Source organism: Sphingobacterium nematocida (assembly GCF_900168125.1).
Taxonomy (GTDB): domain Bacteria; phylum Bacteroidota; class Bacteroidia; order Sphingobacteriales; family Sphingobacteriaceae; genus Sphingobacterium; species Sphingobacterium nematocida.
This window is the reverse complement of record NZ_FUZF01000023.1, coordinates 41816-64610: the sequence shown is the minus strand read 5'-3', so window position 1 is coordinate 64610 and position 22795 is coordinate 41816. Positions and strand designations below refer to the sequence as shown.

The following is a 22795-nucleotide window of genomic DNA, read 5'->3' as shown; positions in this document are numbered from 1 at the left end:
TGACTACAATTTAAGAATAATTTTATAGAAAGGGACTCGAAAGATGAACATGATCATAAAAAAAGAGAGCTACTGTTGTAGTGCTCTCTTTTTTATGATTTTTCTGTTGTTCGTATTATACATTAAAACGGAAGTGCATGATATCGCCATCTGCTACGATATAAGTCTTTCCTTCTACAGCTAGTTTGCCGGCTTCTTTTACAGCCGCTTCTGATCCGTAATGAATAAAGTCTTCGTATTTCGTTACCTCAGCACGAATAAACCCTTTTTCAAAATCCGTATGGATTACACCCGCAGCCTGAGGGGCTGTGTATCCCTTTTCTATGGTCCAAGCTCTTACTTCTTGAACTCCTGCAGTAAAATAGGTCGCTAGATTCAGTAGCGAATATGCTGCACGGATCAATTTGTTGACACCGGATTCCTCAAGACCTAGATCATCTAAGAACAATTGTCTTTCTTCATAACTCTCCAGTTGTGCGATCTCGGATTCGATCTGTGCAGAGATTACTAGTACTTCTGCTTTTTCTTCTTTCACAGCATCTCTAACACGCTCTACATAAGCATTACCTGTATTTACAGATGCCTCGTCTACATTACAAACATACAGAACCGGTTTTACTGTAAGCAAGGTAAGATCTGCGATGTATTCGAAATCTTCTTCACTTATTGCGGCTGTACGTGCTGATTTTCCAGACTCTAAGTGCTCTTTTACAATAGATAGGATCTCAAAAGTCTTCTTTGCATCTTTATCGCCACCCGTTTTAGCCATTTTCTCGACTTTCTGAATACGTTTTACGACAGTATCAAGATCTTTTAGCTGAAGTTCGGTGTCGATGATTTCTTTATCACGGATAGGGTCTACAGAACCGTCCACGTGGATTACATTGCCATCATCAAAACAACGCAATACATGTATGATTGCATTTGTCGTGCGAATGTTTCCTAAGAACTGGTTACCTAAGCCTTCTCCTTTAGAGGCGCCTTTTACTAAACCTGCGATATCAACAATTTCAATCGTATTTGGTACAATCTTTTGTGGGTTTACAAGTTCTGCCAATTTAGTGAGACGCTCGTCAGGAACCGTAATAACGCCTACATTGGGTTCGATTGTACAAAAAGGGAAGTTTGCCGCTTGTGCTTTCGCATTGGACAAACAATTGAATAATGTTGATTTACCTACGTTCGGTAGGCCTACTATACCACATTGTAAAGCCATGAGTCTTGCTGAAATAATTAAAATTTGCACAAAGATAGAAAAATTAGTGTAACAAAATATGTATTGCAATTTGCTTTCTTTGCTTATTTTTGGGACACAAATTATTACTTCATATGAGATTTTTTTTAATTCTACTTGGGCTTTCATTTAACCTTGTTGTCTCGGCACAAAAGAGACTAGATCACAAATTCAGTTTTGGAATGAATTATGTTATAGGTGATTCAGAACATAGAGATTACAATGATTGGTTCGATGCGTTTGAAGATGACTACTTAAGTCTGAAATTTGATTATGTAGCCAGTTTCAAGATTAACCAATTTATCGCTGTAGGGCCGGGTGTGGGCATACGTCATCTGGTCGCTTTAGATGAGACTTCAAGCGATCGTGACGTGACTACTAATGTAATGGGCTACTCTTCCAATACGATTTCGAATTATTTTGCGATCCCTCTATTTGTTAACTTCAATGCTCGCTTTATCGATAAGAAAGTTAGTCCTTTTGTATCTGTCTCTACAGGATATTCCTTTGCGGTCAATAGCAGTGATATTGAATTGTATGATAGTAATTCTGGTCAACGGGATAATTATACTTCCAAAATGAAATCTGGTTTTATAGCCAACGGACAAGTCGGTGCTAATATTCGTTTTCGTAATGGTATGAGTATTTCTGCGGGACCTTATTTTGAATTTCAGCCGACTACAATCGTTCGGACCAACGTTGTAAATAGCGGGTCGTCTCGTTCGGAAACAAAGCGGGACCTTTACCATATTGGATTGCAAGTAGGGTTTGCTTTTTAATAACACTAATTTTACATCTTTTAACAGTTCGACCATTAATCCTTTTGTAGTACTTGTACGTCCTACTTACAACTAAGGAAAAAAAGAACAAGGAGGATGTTATGAAAAGATACTTTTACCTATCGCTACTATTTGTTGGATTAGGTTTTTTTCAGCCCAGTAGTGCGCAAGTCAGTGTAAGCATTAATATTGGCAGTCAGCCATTATGGGGACCGGTGGGATACGACTATGTACGTTATTATTATTTGCCGGAAATGGATGTTTATTATGATGTAAGTAGTCGAAGATATACTTATTATCATGGTAATCGGTGGGTTACGAACTCGAAACTACCAAGTAGGTACAAGCATTACGATGTGTACCGCACTTACAAAGTCGTATTAAACGAACCTTCGCCTTGGCGTTACCATAGTCGTCATCGTAGTAGCTATGGACGGTATTCGCATAACCATTCGCAAGTGATATTGAGAGATTCGCATCGGGATCATTATCATAATCGATATGATGGTCGTGATGGACGTAGAGATGATAAGTACAACAAAAAGTCACACAAGAAACATGATAAGGATTATAGAAAACATGGGCGAAAACATCACGATGATTAACATCTTTGTTTGTTAAGTAGTTTAATTGTAATTAAGTTTGTTTAAAGCCTCTAAATCATAGTATTTAGAGGCTTTTTTTTCTTTTTTTTAAAACATCCATTAAAAACAAAAAATTATACTTTGTATTAAGATATTTGTTCTAATTTTGTGGAATATTTAGGGTAATCGTTAATTGCTATATTCATGAGGAAGATAGGTAGAGGGTTTGCTTTTCTAGTTGGGGCTGCTCTCCTTAGTGTTTGGATGAGTTCTTGTCAAAATTTATCATCAGCTGCTTTAGGATCTGTAAATCGAGACTCGATAGAAACTATCGAGCAAGAGAAACTTAATCCGGTTAAAAAGCCTTTACTTTTAGATAAATGGGATTCGTTGCAGAAAAACCAGATTCGGTTTGTTGTGGATACGCTAAAACCTATCGATATCAAAACGCAAAAGAGAATGCTCAAAGATTCTCTACGACGTGAGTTTGATAAGATGCCTAAGCATGTTTATTTGACTTTTGATGATGGACCGCTGGTTGGTAGTGCGGCTATCGATTCGCTTGCTACAGCTAAGAATATTAAGGTCAACGCTTTCCTCGTTGGTAGACATGCTAATATGAGCAAAGGTCGTAAACGTGATTTAGCGAAATACGAAAATAACCCCTTGGTTTCGTGTTATAATCATAGTTATACCCATGCCTACAATAGATTTAGTCATTTTTATAGTACACCTAAGACCGCTTTTGAAGATTTCGTCAAAAATGAGAATGATCTGAATCTAAAACATAAAGTAGTTCGTCTACCTGGACGTAATATTTGGATATACGATGATGTGCGTAAGATCGATTTGCAGAGTGGTTCTAGTACTGCGGATATGTTGTTTGCCAATGGGTATAAGATTTACGGTTGGGATGTTGAGTGGCGTATTAATAGTTTGAGTGGCGTACCGGTACAAGCATTGGAAACAGTTTATGGGAGGATACGGAACTTTATGAACAATAAAAGTTCGATGACACCCAATAACGTGGTATTATTAATGCACGACGATATGTTTCAGACCAAGAAGGGACAACATTTGTTAGCTGAATTGATCGATAGCCTTAAAAAGGAGAACTATAAGTTTGAATTTATAGAAGATTACCCTATTAAGTACTAATTAAGATATTTCTTGAAATAAATCCGGTAATGAAACTTTTTTGCTAAAATTACGTTATATATAGTATACCAATTTTAGAAAGGAGGTCATTATGAACCTAATTCATAGAATAGAACATTGGGGAGATCGTCATCATCCACAATGGTTAGACTATTTGAGAATCGCATTAGGGATTATTATTCTTGCCAAAGGAATAAGCTTTGTAAACGATCAGGAAGCTGTAAGACGGTTGATCGAACAAACTAATTTTCAACTGTCTATTTGGGGAGCTGTTCATTACGTTGTGTTCACACATTTGGTGGGCGGGTTATTCCTTATTTTTGGGTTTCAAACCCGACTAGCAGCTTTGTTGATATTTCCGGTAGTGGTAGGGGCGGTATTTTTTGTCAATATCACCAGTGGTTTTAGTTTTCTGAATTCGGAGTTATGGTTGTCTATCCTTGTAATGATTCTATTGGCTGTTTTTTTGGTGGCTGGATCAGGGAAGTTTTCGCTCGATCATATGATGGATAAACCGGGTTATCGTCGGTCTATATAAAATGGAAAAAGCTCTCCCAAAAGGAGAGCTTTTTCCATTTAAAATTATTTTTTATTGGTTTCGCACCAATTTTTAGCGTTTACGAAAGCCTCCAACCAAGGCGTGACTTCGTCTTGACGTCCGTTTGGATAATTAGCCCAGTTCCATTGGAACGTCGAACGTTCGATATGTGGCATGGTCACTAGATGACGACCTGTGGTGTCACATAACATCGCTGTATTATAGTCTGATCCATTTGGATTGTGTGGGTACTGCTCGTACGCATATTTAGCAACGATTTGATAAGCAGACTCCTCTTTAGGTAGGTTGAATTTACCTTCTCCGTGCGAGATCCAAACACCTAGTGTTGATCCAGCAAGGGTTTTTAGCATGATGGAGTTGTTCTCTTGCACCTTTACCGAGACGAAGTTTGATTCGTGTTTTCCAGATGTATTGTGGAGCATTTTGCCATGTACTTCATGTTCAGGGTTGATTAACTCCAGCTCCATAAACAATTGACACCCGTTACATATTCCGACAGACATGGTGTCAGGACGAGCGAAGAAGTTATCCAATGCTTTCTTTGCTTTCTCATTGTACAAGAAAGCTCCAGCCCAACCTTTGGCCGACCCTAATACATCTGAGTTAGAGAATCCACCAACAGCTCCTATGAACTGAATGTCTTCCAATGTCTCACGCCCAGTTATTAAATCTGTCATGTGCACGTCTTTCACATCAAATCCAGCAAGATACATAGCGTTAGCCATTTCTCTTTCTGAGTTAGAGCCTTTTTCACGAAGGATAGCAGCCTTAGGACGTGATCCAGAAGTAGTGAAAGCTGGTTTTTTACCATTGAAATGTGTCGGGAAGACAAAATTTAACGGTTGTTTTTTGTAGTTATTGTAACGCTCTTGCGCCATGCCGTTTTTCGACTGTTTTTGATCCAACAGGAAAGATGTCTTGTACCAAGTGTCGCGTGTTTCGGCTACATCGAATGTAAATACATCCGTGTTGTTTTTTAAACTGACAGTATTGCCTTCGATGACCTCACCGATTTTCACAGCTTGAATGCCTGCCGTACTGAAAGCTGTTTCTAGCGTAGTATTATCTTTTGCTTGCAAAACCACTGCAATATTTTCGCTGAACAATGTTTTCACGGTATCAGCTTCGCCTAAGTCGGATAGATCATAGTTAGCTGCTAGATTTACATCGGCGAATGTCATTTCAAGCAATGTAGTCACTAAACCTCCAGAACCAATATCATGACCAGCCTCAATCTGACCTGCAGTGATCAATTGTTGTATCGTATTGAATGCTGTTTTGAAATAAGCAGCATCTTGTATCGTAGGGGCTTCTGTTCCTACTTTATTCAAAATCTGTGCAAAAGAAGAACCGCCGAGTTTGAATGTATCTTTTGATAAATTAATATAGTAGATAGAACCGCTGTTCTTTTTCAAAACAGGTTCAACTACCTTGTTGATATCTGTACAGTTTCCAGCAGCGGAGATAATCACAGTTCCAGGTGCGATTACATTTTCACCGTTAGGATACTTTTGCTTCATCGATAGCGAATCCTTACCTGTAGGGATGTTGATACCTAATTCAATTGCAAAATCAGAACATGCCTTGACAGCTTTGTAAAGTCTAGCGTCTTCTCCTTCATTATTACAGGCCCACATCCAGTTTGCCGATAATGAAATACCTTCAATACCATTGATGATAGGAGCGAATACGATATTTGAAAGAGCCTCGCCGATAGCCGTTTTACTGGCAGCAGCTGGGTCAATAAGCGCTGCTACTGGAGAGTGTCCTACAGTGGTCGCAATACCTTCTTTACCTTTATAATCCAATGCCATTACCCCCACGTTGTTTAATGGCAATTGTAGAGGGCCTGTGCATTGTTGTTTAGCGACACGACCACCCACACAACGGTCTACTTTGTTGGTCAACCAGTCTTTTGAAGCGACAGATTCCAATTGTAATACTTGGTTGACGTAGTTAGGTACATCTTGCGCTGTATAGGAAAGACCGGTATATGTGCGCGTAATGGTATTATCCCGCATGATCGTTTTAGGAGATGATCCAAAGAAATCTTCTAAAGCATAATCCATAGGTTTAGCACCTGTAGTCTTTGATTCAAATGTAAAACGGTTATCACCTGTTACATCTCCAACAGCGTACATTGGCGATCGTTCACGGTCAGCAACTCGTTTTAAGGTATCTATATCTTTTTCAGCAATGACCAAGCCCATACGTTCTTGCGATTCATTACCGATTATTTCTTTAGCGGAAAGAGTTGGGTCTCCTACAGGTAGTTTATCCAAATCAATCAGCCCTCCGGTTTCTTCAACAAGCTCTGATAGACAGTTTAAGTGACCACCAGCACCGTGGTCATGGATAGAAACAATTGGATTGTTGTCGGATTCGACCATACCACGTACCGCATTGGCCGCTCTTTTTTGCATTTCGGGATTTGAGCGTTGTATCGCGTTCAATTCGATTCCCGAACCAAAAGCGCCTGTATCTGCTGAAGATACAGCAGCTCCACCCATTCCGATACGGTAGTTTTCGCCACCCAGGATGACAATTTTATCCCCCACTTGAGGTGTATGTTTCTTTGCTTGGTCTAATTTTCCGTAACCAACACCACCAGCTTGCATGATCACTTTATCATAGCCCAGTTTGCGGTCGTCTTCTTCATGTTCGAAGGTTAATACCGATCCTGTGATTAGCGGTTGTCCGAATTTATTCCCGAAGTCTGAAGCACCGTTGGACGCTTTGATCAGGATGTCCATTGGTGTTTGATATAACCATGGACGTTCTTGCATTCCTTTTTCCCACGGGCGATCTTGCAATAAGCGAGAGTAGGCCGTCATATATATGGCTGTACCCGCAAGTGGGATTGCACCTTGTCCACCAGCTAATCTGTCACGGATCTCACCGCCAGAACCCGTAGCTGCACCAGAAAATGGTTCAACAGTTGTTGGGAAGTTGTGTGTTTCTGCTTTTACCGATAGTACCGAATCAAATTCCTTCTCTTCATAAAAGTCAGGTTTGTCAGCAGACTTAGGTGCAAATTGTGTTACCTTTGGTCCTTTGACAAAAGCTACGTTGTCTTTGTATGCCGATACAATCTGATTAGGATTTGTTTCAGAAGTTTTCTTGATTAATTTGAACAACGAGGTAGGCTGTTCCTCCCCATCAATAATGAATGTACCGTTGAAAATTTTGTGACGACAATGCTCCGAGTTCGCTTGCGAAAAAGCAAAAACTTCAGAGTCTGTCAGTTTACGTCCTAACTTGTCGGATAGCTTGTTTAAATATTCTACCTCTTCTTGATTTAATGCAAGACCTTCAGTTTTATTATAAGCATCAATATCGTCGATATCGATAATAGGCTCTGGAGTGATATGTATGGTGTACATATCCTGTGTGAGGGCTTCAAACTTTTGAGAGATCATCGGATCGAAGTCATTAAAGTCAGCAGGTACAGGCTGAAATTCCTCGATACGGATAATACCCTCGATACCCATGTTTTGTGTGATCTCTACCGCATTGGTACTCCATGGAGTGACCATGGCAGCTCGCGGACCTACAAAATAGCGGATTAAGGTTTGCTCTTCTAGCTTTTTAGCATCGCCGAACAGCCAGTTTAGTTTAGTAATGTCTTCTTGTGATAAAGAGTTTACGCTTTGAACACTGTAGATAGTATTCGATGGGTTCTCAAAGAAATGAATCATTATATAATGTTGGGTTTTGAACGTTCTTCAACTTAAAGCACAAAGTTACGGAATATTTTAAATAAGCAACTAGCAAAAAGTGCTTTATTTTCTACTCAAAAGCCTATCTTTGTATCGCTAAAAAAACTATTAAAAAATGAAATACTCATGTTCAGCAAAGCACAAACACTTATGAGTATTCCATATGACTATATAATAAGACAAATCAAATACATATGAATATTTCTTACAATTGGCTTAAGAATTACCTCGATATAGAAAAGACTCCAAATGAATTGTCTCTGATTCTGACCGACATAGGTCTAGAAGTTGAGGCTGTAGAAAAAGTACAATCTATTCCTGGTGGGTTGGAAGGATTAGTGGTAGGAGAGGTGATTTCGGCCGAGCAACATCCCAATGCAGATAAATTACGTGTTACGAAAGTGGATGTTGGTACAGGTACACCATTGGATATTGTGTGTGGAGCACCAAATTGTCGCGCAGGTCTTAAAGTGATCGTCGCTACTGTGGGGACGACTTGCCACCCGACCGTTGGAGAACCGTTTAAGATTACAAAATCCAAAATCCGTGGTGAAGTTTCCGAAGGCATGTTGTGCGGTGAGGATGAAATTGGCCTAGGTAGCTCACATGCTGGAATCGTTGAGTTACCTGCAGATGTTAAAGTAGGCTCGTTGGTCAAAGAGTTTTACGAAATGGAGGATGATTTCTGTTTTGAGATCGGATTGACACCGAATCGTGCAGATGCAGCATCTCATTTGGGGGTAGCCCGGGATTTAGCGGCTTATTTCCGCAGCACTTACACATTGCCGAGTATAGCGTCTTTTGTAGAACCTACTGGTTCAAGCGCTGCCGCGGTAGAGGTGAAAAATACCGAGGCTTGTCCAAGATATTCCGGAGTGCATATTTCTGGAGTCAAAGTAGGGGAGTCTCCGGATTGGTTGAAGGAGAAGTTAAATACAATAGGTATCCGTTCGATCAATAATATTGTCGATATCACAAATTACGTGTTACACGACTTAGGGCAACCTTTGCATGCCTTTGATGCGGCTAAAATAGCTGGTAATAAAGTTGTTGTGCGTTTGGCTCATGAAGGTGAGTTTTTTACAACTCTGGATGGTGTTGAACGTAAATTGTCTTCAGAAGATTTAGTTATAGCGGATGATACAAAGCCTATGTGTATAGCAGGGGTATTTGGCGGAGCATACTCTGGAGTTTCTGAAAGTACCACGGACATCTTTTTAGAGTCCGCTTATTTTAATTCGGTTTACGTACGTAAGACGGCGAAGCGTCATGGTTTAAAAACAGATTCTTCCTTCCGTTTTGAACGCGGTACAGATCCTAATATTACTGTTTTTGCTTTAAAAAGGGCGGCGCTGTTGATCCAAGAAATCGCAGGTGGTGTTATTTCGTCTGCGGTCACAGACCTCTACCCGAACCCTGTTTCTCCATTTGTATTCGATGTAGACTGTAAAAGTGTGCAGCGTTTAATTGGTAAAGAAATCCCGGTTCAGGAGATTAAAGAAATTATCCTTGCTTTGGGGATAGTGATTACTTCCGAAAAAGATGCTGTCTTTTCGGTTGAAGTCCCTGCATATAAAGTGGATGTAACGCGTGAAGTAGACGTTACCGAGGAGGTATTACGTATCTACGGTTATAATAATATCGAGTTGAAGAGCCAGATTCTAGCTTCACTTAATACACAGGATAAGCCAGATAAGGAAGTTGTGTTAAACCAAGTTGCAGATCTTTTAATTGGAAATGGCTATAGAGAAATACTTTCCAATTCGTTGACTAAATTATCATATGCTGACGATGAGTCTACGGCAGTTCGTTTGTTAAATCCGTTGAGTTCGGATTTAGATACGATGCGTCAAAACCTGGTTTATTCCATGTTAACCGCAATGGCTTATAATCAGAAGCGTAAGTCTAGTGATCTTAAGTTTTTTGAGTACGGTAAGACGTACCACTTGTTGGAAGATGGCTATAGTGAACGTCAGCGTCTTGTACTTGGTGTGGTCGGTAGTAAATCCAAAGAACAATGGAATGTATCGAGTGGCAATGTAAGCTTCTATAACCTTAAAGCAGCAGTAGATGTTATTGTGAAACGTTTGAAAATCGAAGGACTTCAGGTTATCGAGACAACAAATGCTAATCTAGCTTATGGTCTAGATTATATGAAGGGGCAAAAAGTGTTGGTTTCTTTTGGGGCTGTTAATGCTGAAGCGTTGAATAAAGCGGATGTCGATGGGCAAGTATATTATGCGGATTTTGATTGGGACTTAGTCATTCGATCGATTCGTAAAAATGAAATCAAGTTCAAAGAGGTTTCTAAATACCCTGCTGTACGTCGTGATCTAGCGTTATTATTGGATGATTCGATCACATTTGAGCAGTTAAAAAACATCGCAGTAAAGTCAGAACGTAAGCTTTTAAAAGGTGTTAACATTTTCGACGTCTATAAAGGAGATAAATTGCCAGAAGGTAAAAAGTCTTATGCTTTGAGTTTTACGATTCAGGACGAAGAAAAAACGCTAAATGATAAACAAATTGATAGCATTATTCAAAAATTAATTATTAACTTTGAGAAAGAGACGGGCGCTGTAGTGCGGTAGTTTATTTAATTTAATTGCGAATTATTATATGGCATCATTATCGACACAAATGAATCTTATCGTTGAGAAAACGAAGAATTTAGTTCAATTGTGTGAAGCTTTACAAGAAGAAAATGATCTTTTGAAATTAGAGTTGCAGTCTGTGCAGGTTGCATTTGAGACCAGTTCGGGGAAGGTAAATCAACTTGAAGAAAAGATCAAGGCAATGGCTGTTGCTAAATCCTTGGAAGAGGCGGATATAGATAAAAGTGCTATAAATGAAAAAATACTTGACACAAAACAAAAAATTAACGATTTTGTGCGAGAAATAGACAGATGTATAAACCTGTTGAAATAACTAAATAAGGGTGAAGTCAATTTGGTTTAATACATTATAAAGCTCATAAAAATGGGAGAGATTTCCATAAAAATAAATATCGGTGATCGTGTGTATCCTTTACGTGTTGGGATAGAAGAGGAAGAGGTTATACGTCACGCAGCGAAATTGATAAATGAAAAAATGAAGGAATTGCAGGAAAACTATTCCGTTCGTGATAAACAAGACTTGTTGTCGATGTGTGTTTTACAATATGCTACTGGAATGATCAAAGCCGAGCGTAGCGCACAGAATCAAGATTTGGGGCTGGAACAGTCTGTTCATGAATTGGATACGATCTTGACTGATTTCTTTAAAAAATAAGTTTTCGTTCTTTATATATAGAGCTTTAACAACGAGTTTGCCGCAATTAAATTCGGGTTGTCACTATTTTAAACTTAACGCTTCAATATCACGAGCACTAAAAGATGTAGGCCATTTTGCATATTTGCCATCTAGGTCATGATCATACGCTCAAATCATGTGTAATCGAAGTTTAATAATACATGATACCTGTTAATTTAATTGCGGTTTTTTTTTGAAAAAAAACTAAATAATATATACTAAATAAAATGGAGTTATCTATAACAATTTCAATTATAATATCTCTCTTAATTGGTGTTGCAATAGGGAGATTTTTATTGCAATTACTGTTTAAGAAGCAAGAGAAGGATGCTAGTGAAAAAGCGGAAAGTATTTTGAAGGAAGCGGAAAAGCAAGCAGAGCATACCAAAAAACAACGTCAATTGGAGGCTAAAGAGAAGTTTCTTCAACTGAAAGCAGAGCATGAAAAAGAGGTCAATCAGCGTAATAATACGATAAGCCAAAAGGAAAATTCTATCCGTCAAAAGGAACAATCTCTAAATCAAAAGTTAGAGAGTATTAACCGTGATAAACAAGAGCTTGACAGCAAAAGCAAGAAGCTAGATCAGTTGACCGAAGTGAACGAAAAGAAGCGCGAAGAGGTTGAAGCGTTAAAAAACCAACATATCCAACAATTAGAGACTATAGCTGGACTTACTGCAGAGGAAGCACGCGAGCAATTGGTATCCTCTTTGAAAGAGGAAGCCCGTTCGCAAGCTATGATTCAAATCAAGGATATCGTTGATGAGGCTAAATTGACTGCTTCAAAAGAAGCTAAGAAAGTGGTAATCCAAACCATCCAACGTACAGCTACCGAATCTGCTATAGAGAATACGGTCTCTATTTTCAATATCGAAAACGATGAGGTTAAAGGACGTATTATAGGACGGGAGGGACGTAATATTCGTGCTCTGGAAGCAGCAACAGGAGTGGAAATTATTGTTGATGATACGCCTGAAGCTATTATCTTATCTGGTTTCGATCCAGTGCGTCGCGAGATTGCTCGCTTAGCACTACACCGTTTGGTTACAGATGGCCGTATTCACCCAGCTCGTATCGAAGAGGTAGTGGCAAAGACACGGACGCAGATTGAAGATGAGATTGTAGAGATCGGTGAACGTACCGCTATTGATTTGGGTATACATGGTCTTCACCCAGAATTGATCCGAATGGTAGGTCGTATGCGTTACCGTTCGTCTTACGGACAAAATCTATTACAGCACTCCCGAGAGGTGGCCAATTTTGCAGCAACGATGGCTTCTGAATTAGGGTTGAACGTGAAACATGCTAAGCGCGCTGGATTATTACACGATATTGGTAAAGTGCCTGATGATAACCCTGAATTGCCGCACGCTATTTTAGGAATGCAGTTGGCTGAGAAATACAAAGAACACCCGGATGTTTGTAACGCCATTGGTGCTCACCACGACGAAATCGAGATGACTGCAATGATTTCACCGATTGTTCAGGCTTGTGACGCGATATCAGGTGCTCGCCCAGGTGCTCGTCGTGAAGTTGTGGAAAGTTATATTAAGCGTCTGAAAGAATTGGAAGCATTGGCGTTATCTTACCCAGGAGTGGAAAAGACATTCGCTATCCAAGCGGGACGTGAGCTTCGCGTCGTTGTAGAGAGCGAAAAAATATCCGATGCGCAGTCAGAGATTTTGGCAGCAGATATTTCTAACCGTATCCAGACTGAGATGACTTATCCAGGTCAGATTAAAGTTACGGTAATACGGGAGACACGTTCTGTGTCTTACGCGAAATAGGAATAAGATGTTTTTATAGAAAGCCTCAAAATGAAATTTTTGAGGCTTTTTTATTTGAACGTTTGTTGATCTTCCGCATGAGAACACTAAAAGTCAAAAATCATTCACCGTTAGGCTAGCTCCAAATTTCTATAGATCGTGACTCTAAAAGTGTTAGAGATGGTAACTGTACTGTCAAAAGATATTTGATGACGAGGTGATTTTGATGTCTGCGTATTGCCATGCTTTATTAAAGGTTGATTTGACGTTTAAGGCTTCAGCTTTTTTTCCTTGTGCTAAGAGCGATTTGTAAAGTCCAAATAATGCCCAACCGTTTAGTTTCCATTTTTGCAGATCTTGTCTATAGACAGTTTCGGCTTGATTGTATAGACCTTCTCCGAGCAATAATGCCCCAAGGTGGTGTCGTACTGAAAAGAACCAATCTGGAGGTTCATTATAATTGAGGTTGTCTTCTAATAGAATAGCGTCTTTGAGTAGCGATATCGATTTTTCTAAATTACTTTGCCTAGAAGCTATGGCAGCAGCTAGTACGCCATCGGCTATTTTAGCCAGGTCAGCCATAGTGTTGATATTCCAAACCGTAAGTTCTTGAAGATGACTGTCAGATGCTAATATTCTCAGCGTATCGGATTCTTTTTGTGCACGTATCATATCATTTTTGGATAGGTATGCCAATCCTCGGGCATAATGTAATATGGCATTTGGATACGGTAAATCTTCTTTAGGTGTAGTTAAAGATAGAATTTTATCCCACATTCCAAATTTGACAGCGATATAGTAGGGGATGGTATAATAATGTTGTAGTGTGCTCCACTCAGGCTGATCCATTAAATCAACAGCGACATGCTGTTGCAGTTTTTGGGCTGCAGCCCATGATAGCGATGAATTGCCTTCTAAGGCCGCAGTTGCGGCTAAGAAATGATAGTTGTGAGGATAATAAGCTAGTGGGTATATGCCTTGAGCATAGCAGGCCGTTGTGTACGCACTATCTACTTCTATAGCCCTTAAGTTAGCTAAGGTGCCTAAATGGTAATCGCCAGTATTGATGTATATATGAGAAGGCATATGCAATAGGTGACCAGACCCTGGTACTAAATCGTTTAAAAGATTGGCGCTGGATAATGCTTTTTCTGGATTTGATGACCCTTCTAAGGCGTGGACATAAAAATGATGGGCACCGGGATGCTTTGGATTTATTTTGATGAGTTGCTCTAGAACACTTACCAGTTCAGGGGTCCAATTCTTTGGCTTTTTTGTTTTTTTGTCGTAAAGATCCCACGGATGTAAGTTCATCAGTGCGTCGGCGTATAAAGCTCCAATATCAGGATGTGTAGGAAATTGCTTATGTACTTTTTCCATAGCGTTAGCATATGCAATATCCAGCAAAGATCGGTCGGTTGGAGGATTGGTTTGGTATCGCAAAGATAGGGCTTCGATAAGTGCTATTTCTAAAGGAGTGCAATTTTTTGTAAGCGACTTAGCTTTAATGGTCGAATCGTACGCCCGTTGAAAATTATCCTGTTCCATGCCACCATTGTAATTAGGACCTAATACGTAAGCGAACCCCCAATAGGCCATAGCACAGGTTGAATCTAACTGGCTGGCTTGAAAAAAAGACCTTGCTGCTTCGGCGTGATTAAATCCATAAGCCAGCATCATTCCTTGATTGAAGTATCTTTGTGCCTCCTGGTTCAACGTCGTGATCTTAAAATCTATTCCATCTAAACCGTCAAATAATGGCGCTTTTTTACCTAGGGTATACCATTCTCTGTCCGATGTTTGGGACCTAGCGCAAGTAGATACAGGAAGGGAAGTTGTCTTGGACTTATGTTTTTCATTGCAGCTAGCGAAAAAGATAGCCACTAACGAAAGAAAAAAAAATCTAAGCATACTAATGTTGTTTAAATGAATAGATTGATTAACAACTCTGAAATCGTGTGGAAGTTCTAAACGGAGTGCTGCAATAAATGGCTATAGTGTTCTTAGATGAGCGGAATAACTACGTTTATAGTATAAAGATAGTGAATGATATTAGAAAATCATTAGAAAATTAAACACGCACGGTTTATGGTTTAATTATTGATAAATTTGTGCTTATTCACAAAAGCTTATGCAGATATTAGTTGTAGAAGATGACAAACGAATCAGTGATTTCTTAATCAAAGGATTAGAAGAAAACGGTTATTTGGTGGTGTTGTGCAGATCTGCTGAAGAAGTCTTGGACGCTTATCTCGGGATTTCATGGGATCTGATTATTTTGGATGTCATGCTTCCTCGGATGGATGGTATCCAATTAGCCCAGACTTTACGTTATAAAAAAATATTTGCACCTATTCTAATGCTTAGTGCGTTGAATACGGTACAAGATAAAGTTGCCGCTTTAGATTATGGTGCAGATGACTATATCACCAAACCATTTCATTTTGATGAATTACTATCTCGTATCAAAGCTTTGACCCGACGTGTACATTATCAACAACAGGAGGTACCTACGCAAGTATTGCAATACGGTAATCTTTCGATCGATATGAATCAATATGTTGTTTCCAGAGGTGGGAGGACTATAGATCTCTCGCCTAGAGAATTAAAATTATTATTATATCTAATAGAGAATAGAGATCGGACAGTAACGCGGATACAGATCCTTAATGCGGTTTGGGGGATTACTTTTGACAACCAGACGAATGTGGTGGATGTATATATATCGTATCTACGAAGCAAGATCGAACAAAGCGATGAAAAATATATCTATACAGTCAAAGGAATAGGGTATATGTTTAAAACAAACTAGGATGAAATTAAAACACAGATTATCGCTTTATTCTGTTGTTATTTTCAGCATCATTACGTTGGTGATATCCTCGGTGATCTATATATCCTTTTATGCAGTGATGGAAGGAAAGGAACGGGAATCCTTGGAAAGCAAGTCACTACTGGCTGCTATTTACTACCTCGAACAGGATGAACTCTCGTTAATAGAACACGAGAGTATTAAGAGTCAGTTGCTAAAGACGATTTCTAGACGTAATATTATTCTTTTGGATAAAGAGAATAAGCATTTTAAAGGGGATATGCCTTGGGAAGAAGTTCTGGACTCTGTGTTTATCAACCGGGTGAGGATGGAGCGAATCGCTCATTTTGAAACGGGCGAATTCTTTTATAACGGTATCTTTTATGAAGACAATCAGGGGAATTTTGTAGTAATAACACGCGAACCAAAGAATGAATTCAATGCGCAGATGAAGTCTCTATTTCATGTTTTACTGGTTGTCTCCTTGTTGGGAATGGGGTTTATTTACGTTGTATCTCAATATTTGGGAAAGATAGCTTACGAACCGATTGTCCATGTAATTGGTGAAATTAAGCGGAGGGATGCGAAAAATTTTAACGAGCCAATTGTCCTGACCGCGAGTTACTATGAGATTAATGACTTAATATTGACTTATAATCATTTTGTCGATCGTATCGCGAAAACCTTTACGGTGCAAAAAAACTTTATTGATTATGTATCTCATGAACTACGGACACCTATAACTGCGTTGCTGGGTACCTTGGAGGTTACCAATAGTAAAAAACGTACCATCGAAGAGTATGAAGCTGTCATCCTTCAATTAAAACAGTATACGACCGACTTGCAGGATACCTTGGAAAACATGACCTTATTGTCAGGGGCAAAGACATCTTTCGAATTTAGTACATTGCGGGTTGATGAAATAGTTTGGTCCGTTATCGAAAATGCTGTGTTGTATCATCAGGCAAAAATTGATGTCGATATGCAGGTGGAAAACAATCAGTTGCTTAGTTTTCAGGGGAATGATAAGCTGCTTGAATTGGCTATTGGGAATATAGTTGAAAACGCCCTTAAATATTCCAACAATGATACGGTCAAAATAGTGATCAAAGAAAATGACGGAAGGTTGTCTGTATGTGTACAGGATAAAGGAATAGGTATATTGAATGACGATCTTAAGGATATTAAGAAAAACTTCTTTCGCGGACAAAATGTTAAAGGCTATCAAGGGAAAGGTATAGGACTGTCCATGGCTAATGTTATATTTCAATTGCACCATATTGCCCTACAGATCGAAAGCGACGCTTCGGGAACTACCGTAATCTTATTATTCTAATCTGCTTCTAATCTAAATCGGATTTCACCTTAATATGTGGTAACTACTTTTGCTACATAAAATATAAAATGGTGAAAAAAGTCTCTTTATTAATCCTTTTGCTTTTTTTTAAAGGAATAATCCAAGCACAATCTTACGCATTGACCGATCTCGAAGAATTATTTCTTAAAAATAACTACCAGCTCTTGGCTCAGCGTTATAACATTAAGCGGGCAGATGCGGAACTGCTTCAGGAAAAGGTGTGGAGTAATCCTACACTAAGTATCAGTGAGCTTAACCTTTGGAAAAACTCATCATATGAAGAATTACCTCCTCTTTTTGGTAATTATGGCAAAGCACAGCAGATATCTGTTGAATTGGAACAATTGATTGAAACAGCTGGCAAGCGTAAAAAGCGTATTGCTATTAAGATGTTGGAGCGAGACGATAGGCTGTTGGAATATGAAGATTTACTGCGGCAGCTAAAGAAAGAACTGAGACAGGCATTTTATAAAGTGGAACGTTTGGATACAGAAGAAAGACAGCTTCAGACAGTAGTTGAACTTTTTGAAGAGCTTCAAAGGCAGTACGCTTCTCAGGTGCAAAAGCAGAATCTTTCCCAAGCGGATTTTTACCGTGTTCAATCCGAATTGGTAACCTTGCAACGCGAGCTATTGGAACTGCAGACCGAGAAGCTAGAAGTATTGAGTACGCTACGTATACTTACGCACTTGCCATCCCTCAGCTCTAAGGATTTGGTCTTTAAGAATCTTTCCGAGTTTAAGCTTTCGGCATTGCCAGCAGATTTACTGGGAATTACTATACAGCAAAATATAGGCTTAAAACGGCAAGGTAATGTCGAACTGTCTGCTGAGAAGAAGCTTGCGCTGGAACGGGCTATGCGTAGGCCTGATATTACGGTGCAGTTAGGGTACGATCGAGGGGGAAATATAATGCGTGATTTTATAGGAGTCGGTGCTCAGGTAGATCTGCCTATCTTTAATAGAAATAAAGGAAATATTAAAGCAGCTCAGTTTGAAATCGAACAGGAACGGGCGACAGCGGCTGCTTTACGGGGTGAAGTAGAAAGCACTTTGATACGCTTACAAAGCCAATTACTCACTTACGAACGTTTGCTACAACATTGGGATGGAGAACGGATCATGGAACAGGAAAAGATGTGGATCAACTACAATAAGTATTTGCAGGGCCGTCAGATCACGTTACTAGAGTTTGTCGATTTTACACAGGCGTTTAAAGAGGCTCAAAAGTCCCAGACACAACTCCTGGAAGAATACAAAAATACTTACGAAGAGTTACAATACATTGTCGGAATAGACTTTTAAATTATTACAGATGAACCATAGTTACTTAATATTGGCGTACGCGTTTCTAGTTTTTACATTTAGTGGATGTAATGAGCCTGCTGTATCAGAACAACAGGTAGACCCAGAACAGGAAAAATTCTGTCTCAACGAAATGTTAAAAGAGAAAACAACAATTGTTGAAGTCGAGGAAAAGCCTATAACCGAACAATTAACCTTGTCTGGTAAAATTGAATACAACGAAAATGATCTTGTTGCGTTTCGTAGTTTGTTGGAAGGAAGTGTAGAACAGGTACAGTTTGAACTTGGGGACTATGTCCGTAAAGGGCAGGTATTGGCTACGATACGTTCGGCGGAGATTCAGGGATTATACCAAGAAAGGCGAAACCAGGAGAATCAAATCCAATTGTTAAATAACCAAATCAAAACGAAAAGGGGAATGTTGGAAGATGGGTTGTTTTCTGCACCTGAACTCTTGCAGATGGAGCACGAACTGGAGCATGCTAAGATCGAGCTGGAGCGCATCATGCAATCATTAGCGTTATATCGTGCAGTGGGCTCGAATGCTTTTCAAGTATTGGCACCCAAGGGCGGATATATTATTCAAAAATCGATAAGTGTAGGACAGAACATCATGTCGGATAGCGAACCATTATTTGCGATTTCAAACCTAAAAGAAGTATGGGTAATGGTTAATATATATGCTAGCAATCTGCGTTACATTCATGTCGGTGATCAGGTTAAGGTGCGCACGATTGCATACCCTGATCAAGTTTATTTAGGAAAAATAGATAAGATATACAATGTGTTTGATGATGACGAGCATGTGCTGAAGGCACGTGTTGTATTGGAAAATGCTAATCTAAGGTTAATGCCTGGCTTAAGTGCCGATATTATTATCGATAAAAGTAACAGCCAAGGAAATGCTTTGGCTATTCCCAATAAGGCGGTAGTCTTTCATAATAATCAGGAATATATCGTGCTGTATCAGGATGATTGTCGCCTAAAAACACAACTTATTACCAAAGTTGGAAGTAATGAGGAATATACTTTTATTGCTGAAAAGCTTAAATCAGACGAAAAAGTGGTGATTTCAAATGCATTGTTAATCTATAAACAACTAAGCAAATAGAAAAAATGAAGAGATTAGTACAGCGCTTGGTAACATTTTCCCTGCATAATACAACATTTGTATTGTTTGCTACTATGGCATTGCTTTTTGCAGGTATCTATGCGCTTAAACATACAGCGATTGAAGCATTTCCTGATGTAACCAATACACGTGCCCGCATCATTACACAATGGCCAGGACGCAGTGCCGAGGAAATGGAAAAGCTCGTTACGTTGCCCATTTCGAAAGAAATGAACAGTATTCCCCATAAGTCTAATATACGTTCTATCTCTCTCTTTGGATTATCGGTTGTGACAGTACAATTTGAGGATGGCGTGGATGATTTTTATGCACAGCAATATGTGTCTAACAAATTGGGGGGAGTAGAGCTCCCCGAAGGTGCTGATGCTGCTATAGAACCTCCTTCTGGCGCTACCGGTGAGATATTCAGGTACATTATCCGCTCGGATAAACCTATACGCGATATTACGGCTATTCAGGATTGGGTTATTGAAAGAGAGTTACTTGGCGTTCCAGGTGTTGCCGATGTAGTGAGTTTTGGGGGCGAGGAGAAGATTTATGAAATCAAAATAAATCCTACCGAACTGAAAAATTTTGACCTTACACCACTGGATGTCTACGACGCTGTATCTCGATCTAATATCAACGTTGGTGGGGATGTGATTGAGCAAGGAGATCAAGCTTATGTCGTGCGGGGCGTGGGGCTTCTGGATAAAATCGAGGATATTGGAAATATCACCATCAAACTTAATGGTGCTGTACCGGTTCTCATCAAAAATGTAGCTGAAGTTGTTGTCTCCAGCAAACCTCGTTTGGGGCAGGTTAGTTTCAATGGCGATGATGATGTGGTACAAGGGGTTGTGGTGATGTTAAGAGGAGAGAATCCTTCGGAGGTGATCGAGAGTTTGAAAGATAAAATTGATGAATTGAATGAAAGGGTATTGCCTTCGGGAGTGCAGATTGAAACGGTGATCGATCGGACAAAGCTGGTTGATAATACGGTACGAACGGTATCAGGAAATCTTATCGAAGGTATCTTGTTGGTCTCTTTGATCGTATTTGTCTTCCTTTACAATTGGAAATCAACATTTATTGTTGCGTCTGTTATACCATTATCTTTCCTGTTTGCCATTATAGCACTAAAGATCCAAGGGCTGCCTGCTAATCTGATTTCTATGGGATCTCTTGATTTTGGACTATTGTTGGAAGGTACCCTCGTGATTGTCGAAACTGTATTTGTCTCTTTGGCTACCTTGTCGCACCGGGTTGGACCGGAACGATTCGCGAAGATGAGTAAACTTGGTGTGATTAAAAAAAGTACCGGAAGCGTGGCGACGTATATTTTCTTTGCGTTAAGTATACTAATAGTCGCATTGTTGCCGATATTTTCCTTTCAAAAGGTCGAAGGAAAAATGTTTTCGCCTCTCGCTTTTACTCTGGGGTATGCCCTTTTGGGATCGCTAATACTAAGTCTGACCTATGTGCCGGCAATGTGTAAACTCTTATTTACAAAAGGGATTGAGGAGAAGGAAAACTTTGTGACACGTTTTTTTCAACGAAGTATATACGGTTTGTATGATGTTGCATTTCGCTATAAGAAAGGCACTATTGCGCTATTTGTGGTGATCCTTGGAGTTTGTGTTTTCCAGTTTTCCCACTACGGTTCAGAGTTCTTGCCCAAGTTGAATGAGGGAGCTATCTATATTCGTGCTACGTTACCGAACAGTGTGAATCTTAAGGAGTCTACTAAGTTGACAAAAGAAATGAAGGAATTGATGATGAAGGATGCTGAAGAGATCGAATTTATTCTGACGCAGACAGGAAGACCTAATGATGGTACCGATCCAACCGGTTTTTTTAATATCGAATTTAATATTCAGCTTAAAGATGCCAAAGAATGGAAAAGGAAGGTTTCTAAAGACGATATTATTCAGGAATTAAGGGGCAAGCTGGCCAATTATCCAGGTATAGGCTTTGGTTTTAGTCAGCCGATTCAGGATAATGTGGAGGAGTATGTCGCAGGTGTGAAGAGTTCTCTCGTTATTAAGATATTTGGGACAGATCTGTATGATTTGGAAAATTATGCCAACCAAGTTGCCGTCTCTATTGCAAAGGTAAATGGTATTACGGATATCAATGTGTACAAAAATATTGGCTTACCCGAATTACGGATACAACTCCACGATGCCAAAATGGCAAAATATGGCGTATTTACGTCTGATGTGCAAGCGGTGATCGCGATGACTATAGGAGGGCAGGCCGCTACCAAATTTTATGAAGAGGATAGGCAATTTGATGTTATGGTGCGGTTTGACGAATCTTACCGCGACACGAAAGAGAAAATAGGTAATATTTTGATTCCAACCAGTAATGGACAGAATATCCCACTTCAGGAAATTGCTACTATTGGGTACCAGACAGGTCCTGCTTTTATCTATAGCGAAGGTAATAGTCGTTATATTGGTGTTGGTTTCAGTATCTACGGGAGAGATCTTGGAAGTACTATTCAGGAGGCTAGGGAAGTGGTCTCAAAGGAGGTCAAACTACCTAAAGGTCATCATATGGAATGGGCTGGAGAGTTTGAGAGCAAAGAACGGGCGGCGAAGCAGTTGGCTATGGTAGTTCCTGTATCACTTGTCCTTATTTTGTTGCTTTTGTATTCGAATTTTGGGAATTTTAAAGACACTGCAATCTCCTCATTAACGCTTGCGTTTGCATTCATAGGCGGCTTTGTCTCGTTATGGGCGACCGGTACTGTATTTGGTATATCAGCAGGTATAGGTTTTATTATCCTCTTTGGTGTAGCGACGATAGATGGCATAGTATTAATTGGGATTATTAGAGATAATATGCGCCATAAGATGCGGTTGCGCGAGGCAATAGATAATGGGGTACGTAGTCGTATCAGACCTGTGGTCATGATTGCATTGATGGGATCGATGGGGCTGCTTCCTGCGGCTATGTCTACAGGTATGGGATCCGAGATTCAAAAGCCATTGGCCATTATGATAGTAGGAGGATTACTGATCTGTTTGATATTATCTTTTACCGTAATTCCTGTAGTGTTTTATTGGGCGTATCGAAAAAGTGAGAAAGGGTAAAAAGCTTTTAAATGAGGATA

General features: G+C 39.6%; 16 protein-coding genes. 13 read left to right on the top strand and 3 right to left on the bottom strand.

The window, feature by feature from the left end; all coding sequences use genetic code 11:
* Positions 1 to 115: 115 nt before the first annotated feature.
* Positions 116 to 1216 (bottom strand): redox-regulated ATPase YchF, encoded by a 1101-nt coding sequence (gene ychF / locus B5X76_RS19370; RefSeq protein WP_079645606.1) that lies wholly within the window; start codon positions 1214 to 1216, stop codon positions 116 to 118.
* 113 nt (positions 1217 to 1329) lie between these two features.
* On the opposite strand from ychF, the gene B5X76_RS19365 reads away from it, so the two are divergent.
* From B5X76_RS19365 to B5X76_RS19350, 4 genes are all read left to right on the top strand, one after another.
* Positions 1330 to 2013, top strand: coding sequence for a hypothetical protein (locus B5X76_RS19365; protein ID WP_079645579.1), 684 nt, complete (start codon positions 1330 to 1332; stop codon positions 2011 to 2013).
* A 101-nt stretch (positions 2014 to 2114) separates the two neighbouring features.
* The gene (locus tag B5X76_RS19360) at positions 2115 to 2618 is read left to right on the top strand and encodes a hypothetical protein (protein ID WP_079645605.1); all 504 of its coding nucleotides are present in this window, start codon (positions 2115 to 2117) and stop codon (positions 2616 to 2618) included.
* 183 nt (positions 2619 to 2801) lie between these two features.
* Complete coding sequence (locus B5X76_RS19355; protein ID WP_079645578.1) at positions 2802 to 3755, top strand: polysaccharide deacetylase family protein; 954 nt, start codon at positions 2802 to 2804, stop codon at positions 3753 to 3755.
* A 91-nt stretch (positions 3756 to 3846) separates the two neighbouring features.
* A complete protein-coding gene (locus tag B5X76_RS19350; protein ID WP_079645577.1) occupies positions 3847 to 4293 on the top strand; it encodes a DoxX family protein in 447 nt (148 codons plus the stop codon).
* Positions 4294 to 4337: 44 nt separating this feature from the next.
* Here the strand turns inward: B5X76_RS19350 and purL are convergent, their stop codons facing one another.
* Positions 4338 to 8012, bottom strand: coding sequence for a phosphoribosylformylglycinamidine synthase (gene purL / locus B5X76_RS19345; protein WP_079645576.1), 3675 nt, complete (start codon positions 8010 to 8012; stop codon positions 4338 to 4340).
* A gap of 215 nt (positions 8013 to 8227) precedes the next feature.
* On the opposite strand from purL, the gene pheT reads away from it, so the two are divergent.
* The 4 genes from pheT to rny all read left to right on the top strand — a co-directional run bounded on the left by pheT (position 8228) and on the right by rny (position 13111).
* Positions 8228 to 10624 (top strand): phenylalanine--tRNA ligase subunit beta, encoded by a 2397-nt coding sequence (gene pheT, locus B5X76_RS19340; protein ID WP_079645575.1) that lies wholly within the window; start codon positions 8228 to 8230, stop codon positions 10622 to 10624.
* A 28-nt stretch (positions 10625 to 10652) separates the two neighbouring features.
* On the top strand, positions 10653 to 10961 hold the full coding sequence (locus B5X76_RS19335) for a hypothetical protein (protein ID WP_079645574.1): 309 nt from the start codon (positions 10653 to 10655) through the stop codon (positions 10959 to 10961).
* Between the two features lie 51 nt (positions 10962 to 11012).
* Positions 11013 to 11303 (top strand): cell division protein ZapA, encoded by a 291-nt coding sequence (locus tag B5X76_RS19330; RefSeq protein ID WP_079645573.1) that lies wholly within the window; start codon positions 11013 to 11015, stop codon positions 11301 to 11303.
* 248 nt (positions 11304 to 11551) lie between these two features.
* Entirely contained in the window at positions 11552 to 13111 is a 1560-nt protein-coding gene (gene rny / locus B5X76_RS19325) for a ribonuclease Y (RefSeq protein WP_079645572.1), read from the top strand.
* 174 nt (positions 13112 to 13285) lie between these two features.
* On the opposite strand, the gene B5X76_RS19320 is transcribed toward rny, so the two are convergent.
* Positions 13286 to 15001 (bottom strand): tetratricopeptide repeat protein, encoded by a 1716-nt coding sequence (locus B5X76_RS19320; RefSeq protein WP_079645571.1) that lies wholly within the window; start codon positions 14999 to 15001, stop codon positions 13286 to 13288.
* Between the two features lie 220 nt (positions 15002 to 15221).
* On the opposite strand from B5X76_RS19320, the gene B5X76_RS19315 reads away from it, so the two are divergent.
* From B5X76_RS19315 to B5X76_RS19295, 5 genes are all read left to right on the top strand, one after another.
* Positions 15222 to 15902 (top strand): response regulator transcription factor, encoded by a 681-nt coding sequence (locus B5X76_RS19315; protein ID WP_079645570.1) that lies wholly within the window; start codon positions 15222 to 15224, stop codon positions 15900 to 15902.
* A 1-nt stretch (position 15903) separates the two neighbouring features.
* Positions 15904 to 17238, top strand: coding sequence for a sensor histidine kinase (locus tag B5X76_RS19310; RefSeq protein WP_217699694.1), 1335 nt, complete (start codon positions 15904 to 15906; stop codon positions 17236 to 17238).
* Positions 17239 to 17306: 68 nt separating this feature from the next.
* Positions 17307 to 18563 carry a TolC family protein gene (locus B5X76_RS19305; RefSeq protein ID WP_079645569.1) on the top strand — a complete coding sequence of 419 codons (1257 nt, stop codon included), beginning with the start codon at positions 17307 to 17309 and terminating at the stop codon, positions 18561 to 18563.
* Positions 18564 to 18573: 10 nt separating this feature from the next.
* Positions 18574 to 19674, top strand: a complete 1101-nt coding sequence (locus B5X76_RS19300; protein WP_079645568.1) for an efflux RND transporter periplasmic adaptor subunit — start codon at positions 18574 to 18576, stop codon at positions 19672 to 19674.
* Between the two features lie 5 nt (positions 19675 to 19679).
* A complete protein-coding gene (locus tag B5X76_RS19295; RefSeq protein ID WP_079645567.1) occupies positions 19680 to 22775 on the top strand; it encodes an efflux RND transporter permease subunit in 3096 nt (1031 codons plus the stop codon).
* The last annotated feature ends 20 nt before the right edge of the window (positions 22776 to 22795 follow it).

Excerpts from the sequence above, each read along its gene's own strand:
- ychF (WP_079645606.1), bottom strand. The coding sequence starts at position 1,216 with ATGGCTTTACAATGTGGTATAGTAGGCCTACCGAACGTAGGTAAATCA.
- B5X76_RS19365 (WP_079645579.1), top strand. The coding sequence starts at position 1,330 with ATGAGATTTTTTTTAATTCTACTTGGGCTTTCATTTAACCTTGTTGTC.
- B5X76_RS19360 (WP_079645605.1), top strand. The coding sequence starts at position 2,115 with ATGAAAAGATACTTTTACCTATCGCTACTATTTGTTGGATTAGGTTTT.
- B5X76_RS19355 (WP_079645578.1), top strand. The coding sequence starts at position 2,802 with ATGAGGAAGATAGGTAGAGGGTTTGCTTTTCTAGTTGGGGCTGCTCTC.
- B5X76_RS19350 (WP_079645577.1), top strand. The coding sequence starts at position 3,847 with ATGAACCTAATTCATAGAATAGAACATTGGGGAGATCGTCATCATCCA.
- purL (WP_079645576.1), bottom strand. The coding sequence starts at position 8,012 with ATGATTCATTTCTTTGAGAACCCATCGAATACTATCTACAGTGTTCAA.
- pheT (WP_079645575.1), top strand. The coding sequence starts at position 8,228 with ATGAATATTTCTTACAATTGGCTTAAGAATTACCTCGATATAGAAAAG.
- B5X76_RS19335 (WP_079645574.1), top strand. The coding sequence starts at position 10,653 with ATGGCATCATTATCGACACAAATGAATCTTATCGTTGAGAAAACGAAG.
- B5X76_RS19330 (WP_079645573.1), top strand. The coding sequence starts at position 11,013 with ATGGGAGAGATTTCCATAAAAATAAATATCGGTGATCGTGTGTATCCT.
- rny (WP_079645572.1), top strand. The coding sequence starts at position 11,552 with ATGGAGTTATCTATAACAATTTCAATTATAATATCTCTCTTAATTGGT.
- B5X76_RS19320 (WP_079645571.1), bottom strand. The coding sequence starts at position 15,001 with ATGCTTAGATTTTTTTTTCTTTCGTTAGTGGCTATCTTTTTCGCTAGC.
- B5X76_RS19315 (WP_079645570.1), top strand. The coding sequence starts at position 15,222 with ATGCAGATATTAGTTGTAGAAGATGACAAACGAATCAGTGATTTCTTA.
- B5X76_RS19310 (WP_217699694.1), top strand. The coding sequence starts at position 15,904 with ATGAAATTAAAACACAGATTATCGCTTTATTCTGTTGTTATTTTCAGC.
- B5X76_RS19305 (WP_079645569.1), top strand. The coding sequence starts at position 17,307 with ATGGTGAAAAAAGTCTCTTTATTAATCCTTTTGCTTTTTTTTAAAGGA.
- B5X76_RS19300 (WP_079645568.1), top strand. The coding sequence starts at position 18,574 with ATGAACCATAGTTACTTAATATTGGCGTACGCGTTTCTAGTTTTTACA.
- B5X76_RS19295 (WP_079645567.1), top strand. The coding sequence starts at position 19,680 with ATGAAGAGATTAGTACAGCGCTTGGTAACATTTTCCCTGCATAATACA.